This is a genomic window from Arenibacter flavimaris, assembly GCF_030291335.1.
Taxonomy (GTDB): Bacteria; Bacteroidota; Bacteroidia; order Flavobacteriales; family Flavobacteriaceae; genus Arenibacter.
The window spans coordinates 19254-39672 of record NZ_JASWIM010000025.1; the positions used below are offsets into that span (position 1 = coordinate 19254).

At 40.3% G+C, this 20419-nt stretch carries 16 protein-coding genes; 8 read left to right on the forward strand and 8 right to left on the reverse strand.

The window, feature by feature from the left end; all coding sequences use genetic code 11:
* Positions 1-202 precede the first annotated feature (202 nt).
* Positions 203-625: a secondary thiamine-phosphate synthase enzyme YjbQ gene (locus tag QSE00_RS17170; RefSeq protein WP_286106881.1), complete on the reverse strand. Its 423-nt coding sequence runs from the start codon at positions 623-625 to the stop codon at positions 203-205.
* 119 nt (positions 626-744) lie between these two features.
* Between QSE00_RS17170 and QSE00_RS17175 the strand changes: the two genes are divergently transcribed.
* Complete coding sequence (locus tag QSE00_RS17175; protein ID WP_286106882.1) at positions 745-1545, forward strand: HAD family hydrolase; 801 nt, start codon at positions 745-747, stop codon at positions 1543-1545.
* 12 nt (positions 1546-1557) lie between these two features.
* Here the strand turns inward: QSE00_RS17175 and QSE00_RS17180 are convergent, their stop codons facing one another.
* Positions 1558-2580 carry a helix-turn-helix domain-containing protein gene (locus tag QSE00_RS17180; RefSeq protein ID WP_110358099.1) on the reverse strand — a complete coding sequence of 341 codons (1023 nt, stop codon included), beginning with the start codon at positions 2578-2580 and terminating at the stop codon, positions 1558-1560.
* A 71-nt stretch (positions 2581-2651) separates the two neighbouring features.
* Here QSE00_RS17180 and QSE00_RS17185 point away from each other — a divergent pair, with 71 nt between their 5' ends.
* The 5 genes from QSE00_RS17185 to QSE00_RS17205 all read left to right on the forward strand — a co-directional run bounded on the left by QSE00_RS17185 (position 2652) and on the right by QSE00_RS17205 (position 10906).
* Entirely contained in the window at positions 2652-5069 is a 2418-nt protein-coding gene (locus tag QSE00_RS17185) for a TonB-dependent receptor (protein ID WP_286106883.1), read from the forward strand.
* Positions 5070-5089: 20 nt separating this feature from the next.
* Positions 5090-6430 (forward strand): hypothetical protein, encoded by a 1341-nt coding sequence (locus QSE00_RS17190; protein WP_286106884.1) that lies wholly within the window; start codon positions 5090-5092, stop codon positions 6428-6430.
* A 265-nt stretch (positions 6431-6695) separates the two neighbouring features.
* Positions 6696-8201 (forward strand): ankyrin repeat domain-containing protein, encoded by a 1506-nt coding sequence (locus tag QSE00_RS17195; RefSeq protein WP_286106885.1) that lies wholly within the window; start codon positions 6696-6698, stop codon positions 8199-8201.
* A 6-nt stretch (positions 8202-8207) separates the two neighbouring features.
* A complete protein-coding gene (locus QSE00_RS17200; RefSeq protein ID WP_110358103.1) occupies positions 8208-8705 on the forward strand; it encodes a DUF2271 domain-containing protein in 498 nt (165 codons plus the stop codon).
* 5 nt (positions 8706-8710) lie between these two features.
* The gene (locus QSE00_RS17205; RefSeq protein WP_286106886.1) at positions 8711-10906 is read left to right on the forward strand and encodes a PepSY domain-containing protein; all 2196 of its coding nucleotides are present in this window, start codon (positions 8711-8713) and stop codon (positions 10904-10906) included.
* Positions 10907-10952: 46 nt separating this feature from the next.
* On the opposite strand, the gene QSE00_RS17210 is transcribed toward QSE00_RS17205, so the two are convergent.
* The 6 genes from QSE00_RS17210 to tgt all read right to left on the reverse strand — a co-directional run bounded on the left by QSE00_RS17210 (position 10953) and on the right by tgt (position 18205).
* On the reverse strand, positions 10953-12218 hold the full coding sequence (locus tag QSE00_RS17210; RefSeq protein WP_110358105.1) for an asparagine synthetase B: 1266 nt from the start codon (positions 12216-12218) through the stop codon (positions 10953-10955).
* A gap of 177 nt (positions 12219-12395) precedes the next feature.
* Positions 12396-13943: a replicative DNA helicase gene (dnaB, locus tag QSE00_RS17215; protein WP_110358106.1), complete on the reverse strand. Its 1548-nt coding sequence runs from the start codon at positions 13941-13943 to the stop codon at positions 12396-12398.
* A 156-nt stretch (positions 13944-14099) separates the two neighbouring features.
* Positions 14100-15053, reverse strand: coding sequence for an acetyl-CoA carboxylase carboxyltransferase subunit alpha (locus QSE00_RS17220; RefSeq protein WP_286106887.1), 954 nt, complete (start codon positions 15051-15053; stop codon positions 14100-14102).
* Positions 15054-15096: 43 nt separating this feature from the next.
* Entirely contained in the window at positions 15097-16005 is a 909-nt protein-coding gene (locus tag QSE00_RS17225) for a DMT family transporter (protein ID WP_286106888.1), read from the reverse strand.
* Entirely contained in the window at positions 15992-17071 is a 1080-nt protein-coding gene (locus QSE00_RS17230; RefSeq protein WP_110358158.1) for an LptF/LptG family permease, read from the reverse strand. The genes QSE00_RS17225 and QSE00_RS17230 overlap by 14 nt, the downstream gene beginning before the upstream one ends.
* A 3-nt stretch (positions 17072-17074) precedes the next feature.
* A complete protein-coding gene (tgt, locus tag QSE00_RS17235) occupies positions 17075-18205 on the reverse strand; it encodes a tRNA guanosine(34) transglycosylase Tgt (RefSeq protein WP_286106889.1) in 1131 nt (376 codons plus the stop codon).
* Positions 18206-18345: 140 nt separating this feature from the next.
* Here tgt and QSE00_RS17240 point away from each other — a divergent pair, with 140 nt between their 5' ends.
* Positions 18346-19218, forward strand: a complete 873-nt coding sequence (locus tag QSE00_RS17240) for a transketolase (RefSeq protein ID WP_286106890.1) — start codon at positions 18346-18348, stop codon at positions 19216-19218.
* A gap of 33 nt (positions 19219-19251) precedes the next feature.
* Positions 19252-20205 (forward strand): transketolase family protein, encoded by a 954-nt coding sequence (locus QSE00_RS17245; protein WP_286106891.1) that lies wholly within the window; start codon positions 19252-19254, stop codon positions 20203-20205.
* Positions 20206-20419: the final 214 nt, after the last annotated feature.

The window sequence follows — 20419 nt, forward strand, 5'->3', positions numbered from 1 at the left end:
GCAATCAATAAAAGGTATTAAACCTCAGGGCAGGCCTGTCTGCCGACAAAGGCAGGCCCTGAACCCATTAATAGGAATCGACCCTAGGGTAGAGGTATAGAACCTAGATCCCGCCGAAAAAGGCGGGATTAGTTCAACTTGCAATTTTAAGTGCGCCTTACCGACTTCCCAATATTGAGTTTCACTAATAAAAAACGGTTGACTAGACCCCAAAGTAGCTAACTACCAAATTACGACCACTTGCATGATTCCTGTGCTCGCACAAATAGATACCCTGCCAAATCCCCATATTTAATTTTCCATTGCTAATTGGTATCTGCACGGAGGCTCCCATCAAGGAGGATTTTATATGCGCCGGCATGTCGTCCGAACCTTCATAATCATGAAGGTAATAGGGAGCATTTTCCGGAACCATAATATTCATATGACTTTCAAAATCGGACCTTACAGTGGAATCCGCATTTTCATTTATGGTAAGGCTTGCTGAAGTATGTTTTATAAACACCTGCAGCATACCTGATTTAATCCTATTTAAGTGCGGTAGGTGTTCCAGTATGGTATCCGTAATTAAATGAAAGCCCCTGTTATAGGCCTTTAAACGCAATTCTTTCTGATAAAACAGCATAACTATTAGAGTATATAAAATTATTCAAATTTCGATAAATATTAAGAAATGTGAAACTTTATGCAAGAAGGCCATTAATTAGGTCAATATCAAATACCTTTGCATCTTAATTTATTTGAATGGATCTATCAAAGGTAAAAATGGTGGTCACCGATATGGATGGCACCTTATTGAACTCCAAACATGAAGTAAGTAATAAATTCTTCAAATTATTTGAAGAATTAAAAAAAAGGGACATTAGGTTTGTGGCCGCCAGCGGGCGGCAATACAACAGTATAGTGGACAAATTGGATACCATCAAGGATGATATCATAGTTGTAGCGGAAAATGGAGCTTTTGTTAAAAAGCGGGACCGGGAATTATTGGCTACCCCTTTGAACCAGGATACCATTAAGAAAACTATAGAACTATTAAGAAATGTTGAAGGCATACATCCCGTATTATGCGGAAAGAACAATGCCTATATCAATGGAAAATCCGATGATTTTGTAAACAAATTAAAGGAGTACTATTCCGAGTTCAGCATCCTAAACGATATTTCTTCCTTTGATGGGGAAGTCTTAAAAATAGCCATTTATCATTTTGAAAGTTCTGAAAAGTACATCTACCCTTTGGTAAATCATTTGGAATCCGAATTAAAAGTGAAAGTTTCTGGCGAGAATTGGTTGGATATTTCACATATGAACGCCAACAAAGGATATGCGCTTCAACATATTCAGGAAAAGTATGGGATAAGCAGAAAGGAAACCATGGTTTTTGGAGATTACAATAATGATCTGGAAATGCTGGCAATGGCCGATTTTAGTTTTGCAATGGCCAATGCCCACCCCAACGTAATAAAAGCTGCCAACTATCGTGCCGATAGCAATGATAATTACGGCGTAGAAAAAATCTTGGAATCGTTGCTCGCATATACATAACAACACTGCTAATTATTGGTCCATTCCCAACAAGGTACTTGGCAAATATCCCATGTTTTTCTTAAATGCCACTGTAAAATGTTGTGGGTTGGAATATCCTACCTCATAAGAAGCCTGGGCTATGGTATAATTATCCTCAAGAATCAATACTTTGGCCTTTTGCATTCGCAGACTTGTAATAAACTTAAAAATGGTAGTATTGTGGACCTTCTTAAAATAGCTTTTTAATTTTGTAGTATTATATCCAGCAACAGCCGATAATTCCTTAATAGTCAATGGTTTTTTTAAATGGGTCTCGATATAGCGAACCAAATTTTCAATAGTTTCATAATCCGATGTGGATAAAGACACCTCCCTATCCCTCGCAATCTGTGTTTCTTGCCCCAAAAATAAATCAATAAGCAACAATTTAATTTTAGATTCCAGATAGTGCACCTTGGCATTGCCGGGCAAACTGCAATTTAATATGTCATTCATCGCTAAATGCATTGGCATAGTTATTGGCTTGGATCTGCTCCAAAAACCAAGGGCAGTACTATCCTCAAACAAATTACCATCCACTCTACACTCTTTCCCCAACATTTCTTCAAGAAATTCTACCTTGTAAAATACTTCCAAGGCCACGTAATTTTGACCACTAAGTTTCTGTTCAATTACATCTTTGGACCAGTGAACAATATTATATGAACCAGAGGGTATAAGCAAATTAACAGAATCCTTATGGCGCATACACTCATAGGAGCCTTGCAATACGAAATGTATCCCTATATAGGAATCCTGGCCTTCTACCTCTTCCACAACCCCCTCTACCAAAGACAGTTTACGTATCAGGATCATGGCCTTGTCCATTCTAATCTCTTCTTGCCACCCCCCTATCTTGCCCTTAAGTTCATGTGAGATAAAAGCACTGGAGGATTTTTCCAATACCATTTGATCTACATCACTGTGGATAGGGGTGGACCTCCTTAAATTCCAAAGTCCATTATTCCTTACTTCTTTATTCGTTACTAATAATTCCTTTCTCGTTAGTCCCAACTGAAAACATAATTTAGATTTGCAAAGTTATTTATTTAGATTAAATCTTAATAAGAATAAGCAATTATTTAATGAAAAGATTACTACAACTTTTTTTAATGGTCATAATCTGGTCTGTACAAGGTCAAAAAACATCCGTCACATTGTCCGGAAGGGTAAGTGATGCCTTGGGAAAGCCATTACCCTATGCAAGTGTATTGTTGGAAGGCTTACAATTAGGTGTCCTCACGGACGACAATGGGGACTACTCCATTGGGAAGCTTCCCAAAGGCAAGCACAGGGTAGTGGTTTCCTTTCTAGGTTACCGTTCGCGCTCAATGATAATCGAGGTAAATGAAAACCACAGGGACATTAAAGTTGATTTTACCTTACAGGAAACCTTAGAAAATCTGGACGAGGTAACCGTTAATGGCAAGACCAAAGAGACAGAGCTTGAGACAGAAGGTTTTGCCGTAAATGCAGTAAAAACCGAAGAAGCCAGTCTGCGGAATATTCAGACAAACGAATTACTAAACACTACAGTTGGTGTAAAAATTCGTCAAAATGGAGGATTGGGCTCAGATGTAAGCTATAGTTTAAACGGATTATCGGGAAACTCTGTTCGAATATTCATCGACGCCATTCCCATTTCAACTTATGGCTCTTCCTTTAACTTAAATAGTATACCACCTTCAATGATTAAAAATATCGAGGTATACAAAGGGGTTGTTCCCGGACATCTGGCGGACGACGCATTAGGTGGCGCCATCAACATCGTACTTCATAAGGATACAAAAACCAATTTCAATACTTCGGTTTCCTATGGATCCTTCAACACCTTTCAAACCAGTACTAACGGGTTGTACCGCTTTAATGAATCAGGATTCACCGTTAAAGCGTCCTTTTTCCATAACTATTCCGATAACAATTACAAAGTTTCGGGTAGAAGTGTTGTAGTTACAGGCTTAGGAGGGGTACAAACACCAATCACAGCAAAAAGGTTCAATGACGCCTATAGGTCTACAGGTGGAATGGCCCAAATTGGTTATACCGATGTAAAATGGGCAGACCAATTTTTCATAGGCCTTACCGGTTCGGATGATTATAAAGAAGTTCAACACGGGGCTTTTATGACCATTACCCCCTACAAGGATAGGCACTTGGAATCCGATGCCCTTTTGGCAAGTTTAAACTACCAAAAGAAAGACCTTTTCACCCCTGGCCTCAATGTTGCTATAAACGGTCTGTACGGTAAAAGAAATCGTGCTGTCACCGATACCGTAGCATGGGCCTATAGTTGGAGCGGTGAACGAGCTATTGATTTTAGAGGAGATGAATTTGAGTACACTTGGGGTTCTCAACAAGAAGGTGGTCCTACCCTGGCAAAAATAAAAAGAAATGTTGCCTCCATTAGAACAGGAGTATCCTATTCCATCAATGACCACCACAAGGTATTATTGAACCATGTATATAGTAGTATTGATAGAGAAGATAGTGATGCATTAAGATCTGTACTGGAAAATACATTTATAGGAACCAGGGATCTACATAAAAATATATATTCCTTAACCTATGAATTAACAGCTTTTGACAAAAAATTAAGAGCCAGTTTATTTGGCAAACACTATCAACAAAAAACAGTAAGTGTTGATCCTGCCATAGAAACAGACGTCAACGGAAACGATCTGGTAGTTGATGAAGTTGTCAGCAGTCATAAGAATTACGATGGATATGGTTTTGCGGCCTCCTACGCCCTTATCCGTAATGTAACAGTTTTGGCTTCAGCAGAAAAAGCCATCCGATTGCCAAACGAAACCGAAGTATTTGGGAACGATGGAGACAATGTTGTAGCCAATTCAAGTATAGATCCTGAAAAAAGTAACAACTACAACTTAGGCTTCAGGTTTGGGACGTTTAATATCGATAAGCATGATTTTACCATATCAACAAATGTTTTTACCCGAAACATCAAGGATAGAATTGGTTTACCTATTGAAACTTCACTAAATGTAGATGACGAATTAATTGTATACGTAAATCAAGGCAGTGGTACATCCAAAGGAATAGACGCACAATTAAATTACACCTACAACCATAATTTTGGTCTCAATTTCAACATTTCGCGTTTCAATTTAAAAATTGAGAATCAAGGTATCGAGATAGACGTTCCAAATACCCCATTCTTTACAATGAACGGTGGTTTACGCTACTCCTTTGAAAATGTATTCCTCAAGAGATCACGTTTAAACCTTTTCTACAATGTCTATTTCACTGATGAATTTTCATTCCTGACCGCACAGGGGACGAACACCGTGGGCAATGAGTTTTTTGAAGTACCCCGACAATTGGCACAAGATATAGGACTTAGTTACAATTTTCCAAAAAACAGGTTTGTGCTGAGCTTTGACATCAAAAATATATTGGACGAACCCGTTTACGATAATCTTTCCGTACAAAAGCCGGGACGGGCTTTTTACTTAAAACTGAATTACGCAATTAATAAATTTTAACCTTTTAATAAATACCTAAAATGAAACGAACATTTTTAAACCTTAAAACCTTTGCTGCCATTGTATTAACAGCTGGTCTAATTGGCGCATGTAGCAGCGATGACGATACCATAACCACACCAGGTACCGACAATCCTGAAGAAACTAGATGGATTACCGTTGCCGGAGCCAAAATGGGCGACAACCCTGGCGACGGCAATGGAGGAACTTTAATATATTCAGTTTCTAGCGATGATGCCAAAGACCCAACAGTTTCAATTGAGCCTTTTCAAAATGGCTTTATAGCACCGTCCAATAGAACGGCAAGATTACAATCTTCCGAAGATGGCAACACCATTTTTAATATTAGTTACGCGGGAGATACCGGTGGCAATTATACAAAGTACACCGTAGAAGGGGGGCAAACATTTACACCAACAGGTACCGAGGTAAGCATTGCCCCTTACGTAGGCACCGCTCCAAGATGGATAAAGCTATTTGACGGGGATCAAACAGGGGCGGCAGTGTATGTCTCAACAGAACATGAGTTTGATGAAAACGATAATTATAGCCGTACAGAGGCTACCATCGGTGTAGTAACTTTGGATTTGGTCAACTCATCAATAAAAGAGTTTCAAGAACACAGTGTTGCCTTAAGTGCTGAGGAAGAAGCTAACGGTTACTATATTTCAAGAATCGATATGCCTACTTTAAATGCAGCTGGAAATAAATTATATATTGGTGCACGTTTAAGCAAAGTAAATCCTGCTACTGCTGAAAATGATAGTGATTATGAGATTTTAGGTTCCAAAACCATTGTACTGGACTACCCTTCTTTATTGAACCCATCCGTAATTACCTCCGCGGTAGGTCACGGAAATACAAATGGATACCGCAGTATTAATTCCTTCGAATATAACGGTAGTGTGTATCAGGCAAATCAGGGCGACCCAGAAGGTTCTTACATTTTAAAGATTGATGCTGACAACGAATATGACGATTCTTATGAATTTAATCTAGACGATGCTTTAGGGGTAGAAGGTGCTTACATCCTTGCTTGGAGGCCTGCAGCCAATGGAAAAGCAGTTATTGCCTACCGGCATGATGGTTCTGTAGAAGGAGTAGCAGGAGCGCAAGGATTTTTTGCTTTGGCCGATTTGAACGCTAAAACGGCACAAAAAATCGAAGCTATCCCCTATGACCCAGATTTCTACCTTTTCCAATATCAAGGCTTTGTAGTCGACGGAACTGAAATATACCTTACCCAAGCCCCTGTAGGGCAAAACGGAAATATATACATAGTAGATACCGAAACTGGTGAAGTAACCAAAGGAGCTGAATTGGTAAACGTAGCGGGAAGTCACTTTATAGGCGTTTTTTAAACCCACAGGAGTTATTTTCAGCATCAAAGTAATCCTATATAGCTTTGGCCGCCCGTACACAAAACGGTAGATATTGCTACCAGACACTATTATAATCCCTACCAGGGAATATAAAAAGAAGTGGATTTGAATGCCAAAGCCAATACCTTATAGATCCATACCGGTATACCTAGGATTACTTCACTGCCATAAATTTAAAGACCGTTATCGGAACCACGGTTTCGATAATGGTTTTAGATGTTCAAATACACAAAATCACAAGAAAATGAAAACTACTATTTTTAAGACCATTGCCCTTGTTGTTGCTACAGGCCTAATAGGATTTAGCGCCACAGCACAAAGAATCATGGAAAAATCGAGCAATCCTTTTTTAAACAGGGACTATTGGGAATCGCTACCAACTATTGACGATATTAAATCAGTACAAAAAGAAGGACATTCCATAACAGCTGCCAATGGTGGAGGTTTTGATGCCACTACTTTCGCTATCTTTGGCAACAACCCGGTAAGTACTATTGCGTATTTGGTTTCACAGGGCAATGATGTAAACAAACGTACCCATGACTCCCGTACCTACGTATTTTGGGCCGCATCCCGTGGTAATCTTGATATTGTTAAATTCTTGGTTGAAAAAGGTGCCAAATTAGACATGGCCGACTCTCACGGATGGGGACCTATATCATTTAGCGCTGCCAGCGGACAGACAGATACGGACATCTATGATTATCTTATTGACAAGGGTGCTGACATTCAAAAAGAACAAGACCACCATGGAAACAACGCGCTTCATGTGGCCGCCTCCAGGGCCAAAGACCTAAAGCTGGTCGACTATTTTATCCATAAAGGTATGGATATCAATAGTACGGATCACCAAGGCAATGGTATCTTTCACTACGCCGCACAAGGTGGTAATATTGAAATTCTTAAGCAATTGAAGGAAAGGGGCGTTTCCACAGCAAAGAATGATGCCACTTCTGAAAATGCTATCTTCTTTGCCAGCAAGGGCAGGGAAAGCTCCCTTGCTTTGTATAAATACTTAGAAAGTATAGGCCTCAGTGCCAAGGTAAAGACTAAAAAAGGTGTAACTCCCTTGCATAATTTGGCAAGTTCGTCCATAGACACCAAGATTTTCGATTATTTCATAGAGAAAGGGGTAGACCCAAATACAGTTGATAATGAGGGTAACACTACTCTGTTGACTGCGGCGGCACGAAATAAAATAGAAGCTGTAAAATACTTTGCCGATAAGGCGGATAATATAGACCATGCCGATAAAGATGGCCGTACGGCCCTGGCGGTTGCCGTTCAAAGTAATAGTGGTGAGGTGGTCTCTTACCTGATTTCTAAAGGAGCCGATGTGAACATTAAGGACAGCAAAGGAAACAACTTGGCTTCTTACCTCTTTGCCAGCCGGGGTATACCTCGTGATTTTGATGCCAAGGTGGCCTCGTTGAAAAATAATGGCTTTAATTTTAAACAACTACAGGGCGATAATAGCTCGGTATGGCATTTAGCGGTTTCCAAGAACAACCTGGGGCTACTGAAAAAAGTAAGTGCATTTGGTGCGGATGTCAATGGCAAGGATACCAATGGAAATACCCCACTGCACTATGCGGCCATGACGACAGACAATGCAGACATCCTAAGATATTTGATAAATAATGGAGCTGATCTACAGTCTACGACCGAGTTTGGTGAAACTGCATACGACCTGGCCAGTGAGAACGAACTGTTGGCCAAAAACAAGGTTGATCTTAAATTTTTAAACTAATATTCCATGAGAAATATAATGATCAAAGCAGTAGGAGCCCTGTGTTTGGCATCTACAATTTTCGTGTTGTCCTCTTTTATAAAAGAACCGGAAGTAAGCTATAAATGTATGATACAGATGACCAACTATACAGGTGAAAAAGCCTATGTAGTGGTTACGCTGATCAACCCTAAAGGGCAATACGAAAAGACCCTTTATGTTCAGGGAGACGATGAGGAATGGTTTCCTGATTTAAAAAACTGGTGGAAATTCAGTAATGGGGCCCAGGAAAACATAGATGCCATTACGGGAGCCACCATTGGCAACGGCGAACGAAACATCATCTCATTAGGCTTTAACGCTTCCCAAATTGATGCGGGTTACAAAGTTCGCTTTGAGTCGGCCGTGGAGAATCAGGAATATCATTCCGTAGATGCCGAAATTCAACTAAATTCGGCTACCATAAAGGAAAAGGTGGAAGGTAAAGGTTACATCCGTTATATAAGAATGGTTCCCAATAGATAGATTATATGATTGTATCGGTTTGGAGGTATGGGCATTTACTATTTGCAATTGCCTCTTCTATTTTTCTTTTGATTGCATCGGTCACCGGTGTTATTCTTGCTGTTGAGCCAATTTCGAATAAAATTGAGCCTTACAGTGTTGTCGGGGCCGATGACCTTTCTTTGGCCGAAACCTTAAAGAATATCAATGCTAAATATGAAGAGGTTTTGGCAGTGTCGCGAGACCGAAACGGTTTCGTAAGCGCTACGGTTATCATGGATGGAAAAAATGATGAATTTTACATTGATCCATTCACTGGTGAAAAACTGGGAAGTCTTATTCAAAAAAAGCCACTTTTTCAATTTGCCACCAACCTCCACCGCTCTCTCTTTCTTAAATCCACAGGCCGTTTTATAATTGGATTTTCCTCTTTCCTTTTAATCCTTATCAGTATTTCGGGCATAGTGCTCATTGCAAAGAGACAAGGTGGTTACAAGCAATTTTTTGCGCCTGTTGTCCGCGAGAATTTTTCCCAATACCATCATGTTGTTTACGCAAGATTTGCCCTAATTCCACTTTTGGCATTGGCTCTAACGGGAGTATATCTTTCCTTACTCCGTTTTGATATTATACCGGATTCTCCCGTCTCCCTACAAGTTGACTTCGATTCCATACAGGAGGAACCACTAAAAGATTACACCGAATTTGACCTTTTTAAAACCACCCCCCTATCAGAACTTCGGGAATTGGAATTTCCTTTCTCTGAATTTGTAGAAGATTATTATATAATTCAACTCAAGTATAGGGAAATATACCTCAACCAAGTTACGGGAGACATTCTGGCCGAAGAAACACATCCTACAATAAAAGTTTTGTCTTCGTGGGCAACTGTATTGCATACCGGGGAAGGTAGTATTTTATGGTCGATGGTACTCGGTTTGGGAAGTTTAGCGATACCCTTTCTCACCGTTACAGGTTTCATTGTATATTTCAAAAGGCCCAAAGCCAAGATAAAAAATGAACACTCCAAAAATGAAAGTGAATTTGTTATTTTGGTAGGTACGGAGGGTGGCACCACCCTTCAATTTGCGTTGGAATTACACAAACAACTTCTATCGGCAGGAAAGAAAAGTCACCTCACATTGATGAATCAATACACCCATTTTAAAAAAATAGACCATCTAATCATCATTACGGCTACGTACGGACAAGGAGAAGCTCCGGCGACAGCCGAAAACTTCCTCCAACTTGTTAAAAAAAACCACCAAAAACAAGCTTTCCAATTTAGTGTGGTGGGTTTTGGTTCTACAGCCTATCCCCATTTCTGCCAATATGCTTACACCGCAAATGACGCCTTAAACTCAGCTAAAAACAGTACTGCCCTGCTGGATGTATTTACAGTGAACGATCAATCTTTTGAAGCATTCAACCAATGGGCCAAAGCTTGGGCAAATAAAGTAGGCCTCCCCTTACAGCTGAAAAAACCCAAATTGATTTCCAATTCCAAGCCACCCTCGTCTTTTAAAATTATAAATAAAACCGAACTACCCCAAGATGAAACTTTTCTTTTGTGCCTAAAAAATCTAAATGGAGCAAACCCAATTTCAGGCGACTTGTTATCCTTGGCGCCAGCGGAAGGTGTTCGTGAACGACTGTATTCCATAGGAAAACTAAATAATGATACTTTAGTGATCAGCATCCGAAGGCATCCACAGGGCCTTTGTTCCAACTATTTGTATCAACTGGAACAAGATGAAAAAATTTCAGCCACTGTTATAAATAATAGAAATTTCCATTTTCCGAAAAAGGCCAAAAAAAACATTTTCATTGCTACCGGAACAGGGATTGGTCCGTTCTTGGGGATGATACAGGAAAACATTAAAAGAAAAGAAATCCATTTGTATTGGGGGGCCAGGACCAACGGTTCCTTTCAACTTTACAAAGATTATATTGAAAAGGCTATTCAGGATGGAAAACTGACCAAATTTAATACTGCATACTCCCGAAATCAAGCTGAAAAAATTTACGTACAGCACCTTATTCAACGGGATAAAGAGCTATTTATAGAGGTTTTGAAAAAGAAAGGTTGCATTATGATCTGTGGGTCCCTTGCCATGCAAAACGAGGTCTTACTGGAATTACGGCAACTCTGCCACGAACACTTGGGCAAAGACCTTAGCCATTACCAAAACCGTAAGCAGATTAGAATGGATTGCTATTAAGCCTATTAATATCCATCACTAAAAATGTTGAAAAACTGATTACAACTCAAGTCTTCTGCTTCTTTTTCTGGGCAGCCGGAAACAATACATTGTTTAAAATAAGTCGATAGCCCGGAGAGGTAGGGTGCAGTTCCAATTCTGTTTTGGGATCCCCTACCCTGTGCTGATAGTCTTCCGGATCGTGCCCTCCATAAAAAGTAAAGAACCCCTTGCCTTTAATTCCATGAATATATCGGGCCTCGCCATTAATTTTATTTTCACCCAAAACCAAGACCGTAGGCTTAATCTCCTCTCTGGCGAAAGCGGTGGTCTGCCCCATAAACCCTTTTACCAAAGCTGTATGGTTCTGACAGAGCATAGTAGGAACGGGGTCCCATTTGGCCGAGAAATCCATTAATGAAAAATAATCTGATTCCTTGGGCACATTACCCCTCCTCTTGGTCATATCTATGGAAGAAAATTCATATTGCAGCGGATTCCGTTCCAATATAAAATTAGTAAAGGCAAAAGTTTTCCCATAATCCAACCTAGCTTGATAATTGGCGTCCGAGGGGTCACCATCAAACATGGGCTCACATATATCCACGCCGTCAGCAGCCAAGGCTATATCAAAACTATCGGTAGCGGAGCACATAGCAAACATAAACCCTCCGCCAATAACGTAATTTCTTATTTTCAAGGCTACGGCCCGTTTTTCCTCCGAAACTTTATTGAACCCCAATTTTGAGGCCAAGGCTTCTGCCTGCTGTTTTCCTTCAATATACCAAGGTGCCGCCCTATAGGCGCCATAAAATTTCCCGTATTGACCGGTAAAGTCTTCATGGTGTAGATGCAACCAATCATATAATACCAATTTATCCTCCAATACTTCCTCGTCATAAATCTGATCATAGGGAATTTCGGCATAGGTAAGTACCATGGTAACCGCATCGTCCCAGGGGGAATTGTCCTTAGGGGAATAAACCGCAATTCTTGGTGCCTTCTCCAAAATTACAGCTTCCTGATTTTGTGAAGGACTCGATATTTCTTCCAAAATAACTTGGGCCCTGGAATCCGAAATAATCTCAAAGGATACTCCCCTTATCTGACATTCCCTACGAATGCTTTCGCCATCGGGCAACAAAAAAGATCCACCCCTGTAATTTAAGAGCCATTGTACTTTTTGCTGTTTGGACAATACCCAATAGGTAATACCGTATGCCTTTAAATGGTTTTTCTGACTATCAGCGTCCATAGGAATAAGAATGGACGAGGCCGAAATTTCCATTATAAAAAAAAGAATAAAGGAAAGGGAGAAAAAATACTTTTGCATGTACCAATTTCTAATGTGCATCCCCCCAAAGATAGTGGAAAATTGATGTTTCAATTTTGAAAAGGGTTAAAATTTTGAAAATGACCTTATACTGAGGGAATCGAAATTTCTACATTTTGAAGGTCCGTTACAGTCCAACTAAAAGAATCGGCCATATGATGGACCTATGCACCAAGATTAAAAAGGCACATCGTTATCATCCTGCATGGAATCATCGTTCATGGAACTTCCAAAGGCTTCATTGGCATTCGGCAGGTTTTTGGTGATGAAAGGATTATCATCATCGGCATTCATTTTCGATTGGAATTCGAAGGGAGAATCAAAATCATCCAAGTTGTCAAATTTACCTAAATGCCCAAGGAACTTGAGTCTGATATTTTCCAAACCTCCATTTCTATGCTTGGCCACAATAAATTCGGCCTGACCGGCAGTTGGTGAACGTTCTTCATCATCCCATTCATCAATCTTGTAATATTCCGGTCTATAGATAAAGGAAACAATATCCGCATCCTGCTCAATGGCCCCGGATTCCCGTAAATCCGATAAAATTGGTCTCTTACTACCGCCCCTGGTCTCTACCGCACGCGATAACTGCGACAGGGCTATTACAGGAACGTTCAATTCCTTGGCCAAGGCCTTTAAGTTCCTGGAGATGGTGGATATTTCCTGTTCCCGGTTTCCTCCTTTTTGACTCCCGCCCGCTGTCATCAACTGCAAATAATCAATTATGATCATTTTAATATCGTGCTGTGAAGCCAAACGCCTAGCCTTTGCCCTTAGGTCGAAAATAGAGAGCGAAGGGGTATCATCAATAAATAATGGCGCGGTCTCCAAGGCCTTTACCTTAACGTTCAACTGTTCCCATTCATGCTTTTCCAGTCTCCCTGTTCTTAATTTTTCGGAAGACAGGCCTGTCTCTGAGGAAATCAACCTGGTAATCAACTGTACGGATGACATCTCCAAAGAAAAGAAGGCCACTCCAATATTGGAATTCACCGCAATATTTCTGGCCATGGACAGGGTTAGTGCTGTTTTACCCATACCTGGACGGGCTGCCACAATAACCAAATCACTGGGCTGCCAACCTGATGTTAATTTGTCCAATTTGTCGAAACCGGATGGGATACCACTAAGTCCTTCCTTGCCTGCAATTTCCTCTATTCTCTTCTTGGCCTGAATAACCAAGTTCTGGGCCGTTTCCGCAGATCGTTTTAAGTTTCCTTGGGTAACATCGTACAATTTTGATTCAGCGGTGTCCAATAAGTCGAACACATCGGTAGCATCCTCATAGGCTTCTTCTATTATTTCATTTGAAATCTTAATAAGACTACGCTGGATAAATTTCTGCAGGATAATACGCGCATGAAACTCAATATGTGCCGAAGATGCTACCTTTTGGGTTAATTTTATCAAGTAAAAATCGCCCCCGGCACTTTCCAAACGACCATCCTTCTTCAATTGGGAGGAAACGGTTAATAAATCCACCGGCTCCGAGTTTTCGAACAATTTAAAAATGGCTTCATAGATATATCTATGGGCATCCTTATAAAAGACTTCAGGATGTAGGATATCTATTACTTCATCGACCCCCTTTTTGTCGATCATCATCGCTCCAAGCACAACTTCCTCTAAATCAACAGCTTGAGGGGGAATTTTCCCTTTCTCAAGACTAATGATGGTCGACTTGTCTATTCGATGACCAATAATGGGGTTCGTTTTTTCCATGAGTGCTAAATTATACAAATAAGAATTAAAAAGAGATTTGGGATATTAACAGTTGTTCAACATTATACCTGTTGATAAGTTACGAAATTTGTTCATAAGCAAAAAAAAACCGGAGAATTTCCGCTCCAGTTTTTTTTACCTTGACAAAAAGGGATACTATCCATTAAATACCCCCATATTGGCATATTTATCCATTCGGTTTTTCACCAATTCTTTTGGTGATAACTTTTTTAATTCCTCATAGTGCGAGGAAATTTTATTTTTTACAATTTCAAAAGTCTTATCCCTATTTGCATGGGCACCTCCTACCGGTTCACGAACTATCTCATCTATCAATTTCATTTTCTTCATGTCCGTAGCGGTAAGCTTTAAGGCCTCCGCCGCAATTTCCTTGTACTCCCAACTTCTCCAAAGAATGGAAGAGCAGGATTCGGGTGAAATAACGGAATACCAGGTATTTTCCAACATCAATACCTTATCCCCTACACCTATGCCCAATGCGCCACCTGAAGCACCTTCCCCAATGATGACCACAATTATCGGGACTTTTAAACGTGTCATTTCCAAGATATTCCTTGCAATAGCCTCCCCTTGGCCCCTTTCTTCCGCTTCAATGCCGGGATATGCCCCGGGAGTATCTATTAAGCATACTACAGGGATACCGAATTTTTCGGCAGACTTCATTAAACGCAATGCTTTTCTGTACCCTTCGGGGTTGGCCATCCCAAAGTTTCGCAACTGTCTGGTTTTTGTATTATAGCCCTTCTGTTGCCCGACGAACATATAACTTTGATCTCCAATTTTACCAAGCCCCCCTATCATTGCCTTATCATCCTTTACATTGCGATCTCCATGTAATTCCAAAAAGGTTTCTCCACAAATGGCCCTAATATAATCCAACGTATAAGGTCTGTTGGGGTGTCTAGACAGTTGTACCCTTTGCCATGCCGTTAGATTCTTATATATTTCCTTACGGGTCTCAATTAGTTTTTTTTCTATTTGTTTGCAAGTCTCAGAAACATCAACTTCACTTTCTTCACCGATTATCATGCACTTATCCAATTGCTCTTCCAGCTCCTTAATTGGCAGTTCAAAATCTAAATACTCCATAGGTTTATAGGTTTAGTTCTTTTCAACGAACAAATATAAAACTTTAATGGGAAGGTAACCCATTAGTCGTTTTTTTTAATTTTTTTCTATTTTTCAAAATCCCGTTTGCCACCACCGTTATCAATACCAATAGTGCCCCGACATAGAAAAGCGGTTTCATTTTTTCACTGTCCCCAAGAAGAAGAACTCCCAATATTATTCCATAGACCGGTTCCAAATTGTTGGTCAACATTACCGTATATGGAGAAATATATTTCAGAATCTTGACCGAGGCAATAAATGCATAAGCGGTACAGACCGATGCAAGTAAAAATATAAACAACCAATCACTTAGGGACAACTGAAAAAATTTCGGGTGATAACCACCTGAAAATGCCAGGTATAAAGACAGGAACAGCACACCACTTCCCAATTCATAAAAAGAAATTACCGAAGGCCTATGCACCTTTGTCAATTTACCATTGATCAATGAAAAAATTGCAGAAAGCAGGGAAGATACCAAGGCCAAAAGTATGCCATTTAAATAGCCCGTCTCCACGCTAAACATTATATAAAGGCCCAACATAACGATTAGTCCGAAAACCACTTCATAGCCTACCATTTTACGACCATACCAAAACGGTTCCAACACGGCTGTAAAAAATGCGCCTGTAGACATCGTTGCCAGTGCAATGGACACATTGGAAACTTTAATGGCCATAAAAAAGGTGACCCAATGCAAAGATACCACGATACCCCCCAAAATAAGGGTCAACAATGCTTTTGGGGGTACCTTCAAATGAAATTTCCTGATAAGAATATAGGCAAAAATGATCAGTGAAGCCATTAACATACGGTACCAGACCAAAGGAAGGGCATCAATAGTAATCAACTTACCAATGACCGCTGTAAAGCCCCAGACGAAAACAATAAAATGTAGGTGAAGATAATTATTGAGCTTAACGTTTGGCATTCTGCAACAAATAAAACGCTATGGCCCCGAACATAACATTCGGGATGATCACTGCCAATAAGGGTGAAAATCCGGATTGTTCCGCGAGTGTCCCAAAAACCTTGTCAAAAAAGATATATATAAAGGCAACCCCAATGCCAAAAGCCAGATTTACCCCCATACCTCCCCGTCTTTTTACAGAGGATACAGCCACGGCGATTATAGTAAGGATAAAGGCAGCTATGGGCAGGGACCAGCGCTTATACTTAACCAATACATAACTATTTATATTGGAAGCTCCCTTTTTTCTTTGCACTTCTATAAATTTGTCCAGCTCAAACATATTCTTGGTTTCGGCTATATAGGAAACCGGGGTAAGGTCATCTATCTTAAAGTCAAAAATAGTATCCAATCTTCGCTTTGATTCCACAATCTCTTGATTATTGACCAGTTTTCTTTTCTCATAGGACGTAAGCCTATAAACCGTATCCTTCTCTATCCAGCGAATATTGGCAGCAGATATCTTAAAGTCCAGCGTATTTTCCTCGTTAAAACGCTCCATAGTGAAATTATACCCAATCTGCCTCGCCGGGTCAAAACTGCTGACATAGATATAATCACTTTCATTCAATTGGTTAAATATGTTGGTGGTGACCCTATCCTGCTTCCCTTTCTTTAAATATTTAAATTTAAATTCGTTGTACCCCACGCTGGCCGGAGGCACAATAAACATATTCATAAAAAACATGATAATGGCTATAATCGTTGCCCCAATGAGATATGGCCGTAAAAAACGTCCGTAAGAAACCCCCGAACTTAATATTGCCACAATTTCAGTATTGTTGGCCAATTTGGAGGTAAAGAAGATTACGGACAGAAAAAGGAAAATTGGGAACAACAGGTTTCCTATGACCAAGGTAAAATTCCAGTAATACATTACGATTTCGGCAAGAGGAACCTCATTGTCGATCATTTTTCCAATCTGCTCCGCCAAATTTGCCATTATCCCGATAGGGATAAATAGCAACAACATCACAAAAAAAGTTGCCAGATAACGCTTTAGTATGTATTTGTCTATTATGGTCAGCACCTAGAGTCTTTTATCCATTTGTTTTACCATTACGGATTTCCATTCATAAAAATCCCCTGCTAAAATATGTCTTCTTGCCTCACGAACCAACCACAAATAAAATCCTAGATTATGGATGGTCGCAATTTGCTTGCCCAAATATTCATTGGCAGCGAACAAATGCCTTAGATAGGCTTTGGAATATTCCAAATCTACAAAAGTAGTTCCCATCTCGTCCAAAGGGGAAAAATCGTCTTCCCACTTCTTATTTTTTATGTTGATGGTACCATGTGCCGTAAACAACATGCCATTTCTGGCATTTCTGGTAGGCATCACACAATCGAACATATCTATCCCCAAGGCAATATTCTCTAAAATATTGATGGGGGTACCCACTCCCATTAAATATCTAGGTTTATCCTCTGGCAATATTTCACAGACCACCTCTGTCATTGCATACATTTCCTCAGCTGGCTCGCCAACGGAAAGTCCGCCAATAGCATTGCCCTCTGCTCCTACCCCTGCAATATATTCGGCCGACTGTCTCCTAAGGTCCTTATATGTTGAGCCTTGTACAATTGGAAAAAAAGTTTGTTCATAATCGTAGGTAAAAGGAGTTTTTTCCAAATGCTTAATACAGCGGTCCAACCACCTATGGGTCATGTGCATGGATCTTTTGGCGTAATTGTAATCGCAAGGATATGGAGTACATTCATCAAATGCCATAATGATATCGGCACCGATGACACGCTGTATTTCCATAACGTTCTCCGGTGTAAAGACGTGATAGGAACCATCTATATGGGATTTAAACTTAACCCCTTCTTCCTTTATCTTTCTATTAGCCGATAAGGAATAAACTTGATACCCCCCACTATCCGTTAAGATATTTCGATCCCAGTTCATGAACTTATGAAGTCCACCAGCCTGCTTCAAAATTTCAGTCTTAGGCCTTAAATACAGATGATAGGTATTCCCTAAAATAACATCCGGGTTTATCTCCTCCTTCAATTCCCTTTGGTGTACCCCTTTTACGGAAGCTACAGTGCCCACAGGCATAAAAATGGGAGTCTCTATCTTACCGTGGTCCGTGATAAGCTCCGCCGCCCTAGCTTTTGTCCTTGTGTCTGAATGTTGTAAGGTAAATTTCAAAAAAGTCTATTTAAAGTCGCAAATATAGTCAACTCAATGCCATTAAAACCTTAACAAAAAAATAAAGTTCTGTTATTGGCCATGATAGTTGATAAAATATTATAAATCATGCTTGTGTACCCAAAAGATTGCCATTACTTTTGAAAAGTTTAAAAAATATAGATAAAATGCCAAAACTTCAAGAATTACAAGATTTGACCGTTCAAGTTCGCAGAGACATTCTAAGAATGGTTCATAAGGTTAACTCCGGGCATCCTGGAGGTTCATTGGGCTGTACCGAATTCATTGTTGCCCTTTATAATGAGATTATGGAGCTTAAGGATGGATTTGATATGGACGGTGCGGGAGAAGATCTCTTCTTTTTGTCCAACGGCCACATATCCCCTGTTTTCTATAGTGTTTTGGCAAGAAAAGGTTACTTTCCTGTTGATGAACTGAATACCTTTAGATTAATCAATTCACGTTTGCAGGGTCATCCTACCACCCACGAAGGTTTACCAGGAGTAAGAATTGCCTCTGGATCTTTGGGCCAAGGTATGTCCGTAGCCCTGGGCGCTGCACAGGCAAAAAAACTGAACAAAGATTCCAAACTGGTCTACACGCTTCACGGTGATGGCGAGTTACAGGAAGGCCAAAACTGGGAAGCCATTATGTATGCTGCAGGTAAGAAAGTGGACAATATTGTGGCCACTATCGACTATAATGGACAGCAAATTGATGGAGCTACCAAAGACGTACTCCCGATGGGCGACCTAAAAAAGAAATTTGAAGCCTTCGGATGGGATGTAGTGGACATCAAGGAAGGAAATGATCTGGAAGCCATCCTAAAAGGAATGAAAGAAGCCAAGAGCAGGACCGGAAAAGGTAAACCGGTTTGCGTACTATTGCACACCATAATGGGACATGGAGTAGACTTTATGATGTATACCCACGCCTGGCACGGCAAAGCTCCCAACGATGAGCAATTAGCTACAGCAATGGAACAAAATCCTGAAACTTTAGGAGACTACTAATCCTTTTCCAACAAAAAATTAAAGAAAGTACAGATGAAAAAATATATAGATCAAGGTAAGAACGATACAAGAAGTGGATTTGGTGCGGGACTGGCCGAATTGGGCAGGACCAACCCTAATGTAGTGGCATTATGCGCCGATTTGGTTGGCTCGCTGAAAATGGAGAAATTCATAGAGGAAAATCCTGAGCGTTTTTTCCAAATTGGTATTGCCGAAGCCAATATGATGGGCATTGCTGCCGGACTTACCATAGGAGGAAAAATTCCTTTTACCGGAACTTTTGCCAACTTCTCTACGGGAAGGGTATATGACCAAATAAGACAGTCCATTGCCTATTCCAATAAAAATGTAAAAATCTGTGCTTCACACGCGGGGGTTACCTTAGGGGAAGACGGTGCAACACATCAAATTCTGGAAGATCTGGGATTGATGAAAATGCTGCCGGGAATGACGGTTATAAATACCTGTGACTACAACCAGACCAAAGCCGCAACCATTGCCATAGCAGCGTATCAAGGTCCCGTTTACCTAAGGTTCGGACGTCCAAAAGTGGCCAATTTTACCCCTGTAGACCAAAAGTTTGAAATTGGTAAGGCCGTTATGCTCAATGAAGGTACCGATGTCACCATTGTAGCGACCGGACACTTGGTATGGGAAGCTTTGATAGCAGCCGAAACTTTGGAAAAACAAGGTATTTCTGCCGAAGTAATAAACATACATACCATTAAGCCCCTTGACGGGGATGCGGTGTTAAAGTCTGTTAAAAAAACAGGCTGCATAGTTACTGCGGAAGAGCACAATTATTTGGGCGGACTAGGGGAGAGTATCTCTGGATTCCTTGCTACCACACGCCCTACACCCCAAGAGTTTGTTGCCACCAAGGACACCTTTGGCGAAAGTGGCACCCCCGAGCAATTAATGGATAAATATGGATTAAACAATAAAGCTATAGAGAATGCCGTTGTGAATGTGTTAAAAAGAAAGTAATCAAATCCCTTGTAGGGAGATGAGGATTCTTAACATGGAAAATGGTGAAAACTATGGAACAGAACGCAAAGAGACTGCTAAAGCTACCCAACAGCAATTAAGGTAGATTTTAGCAGTTTTTTTTGTGTCGTACCCGTTCATCCTTTCGTGTCAAGATAAATTCTTTTTAGGTTAACCTAGTAAAGACATTGTGTTTAATATTACACAATGTATT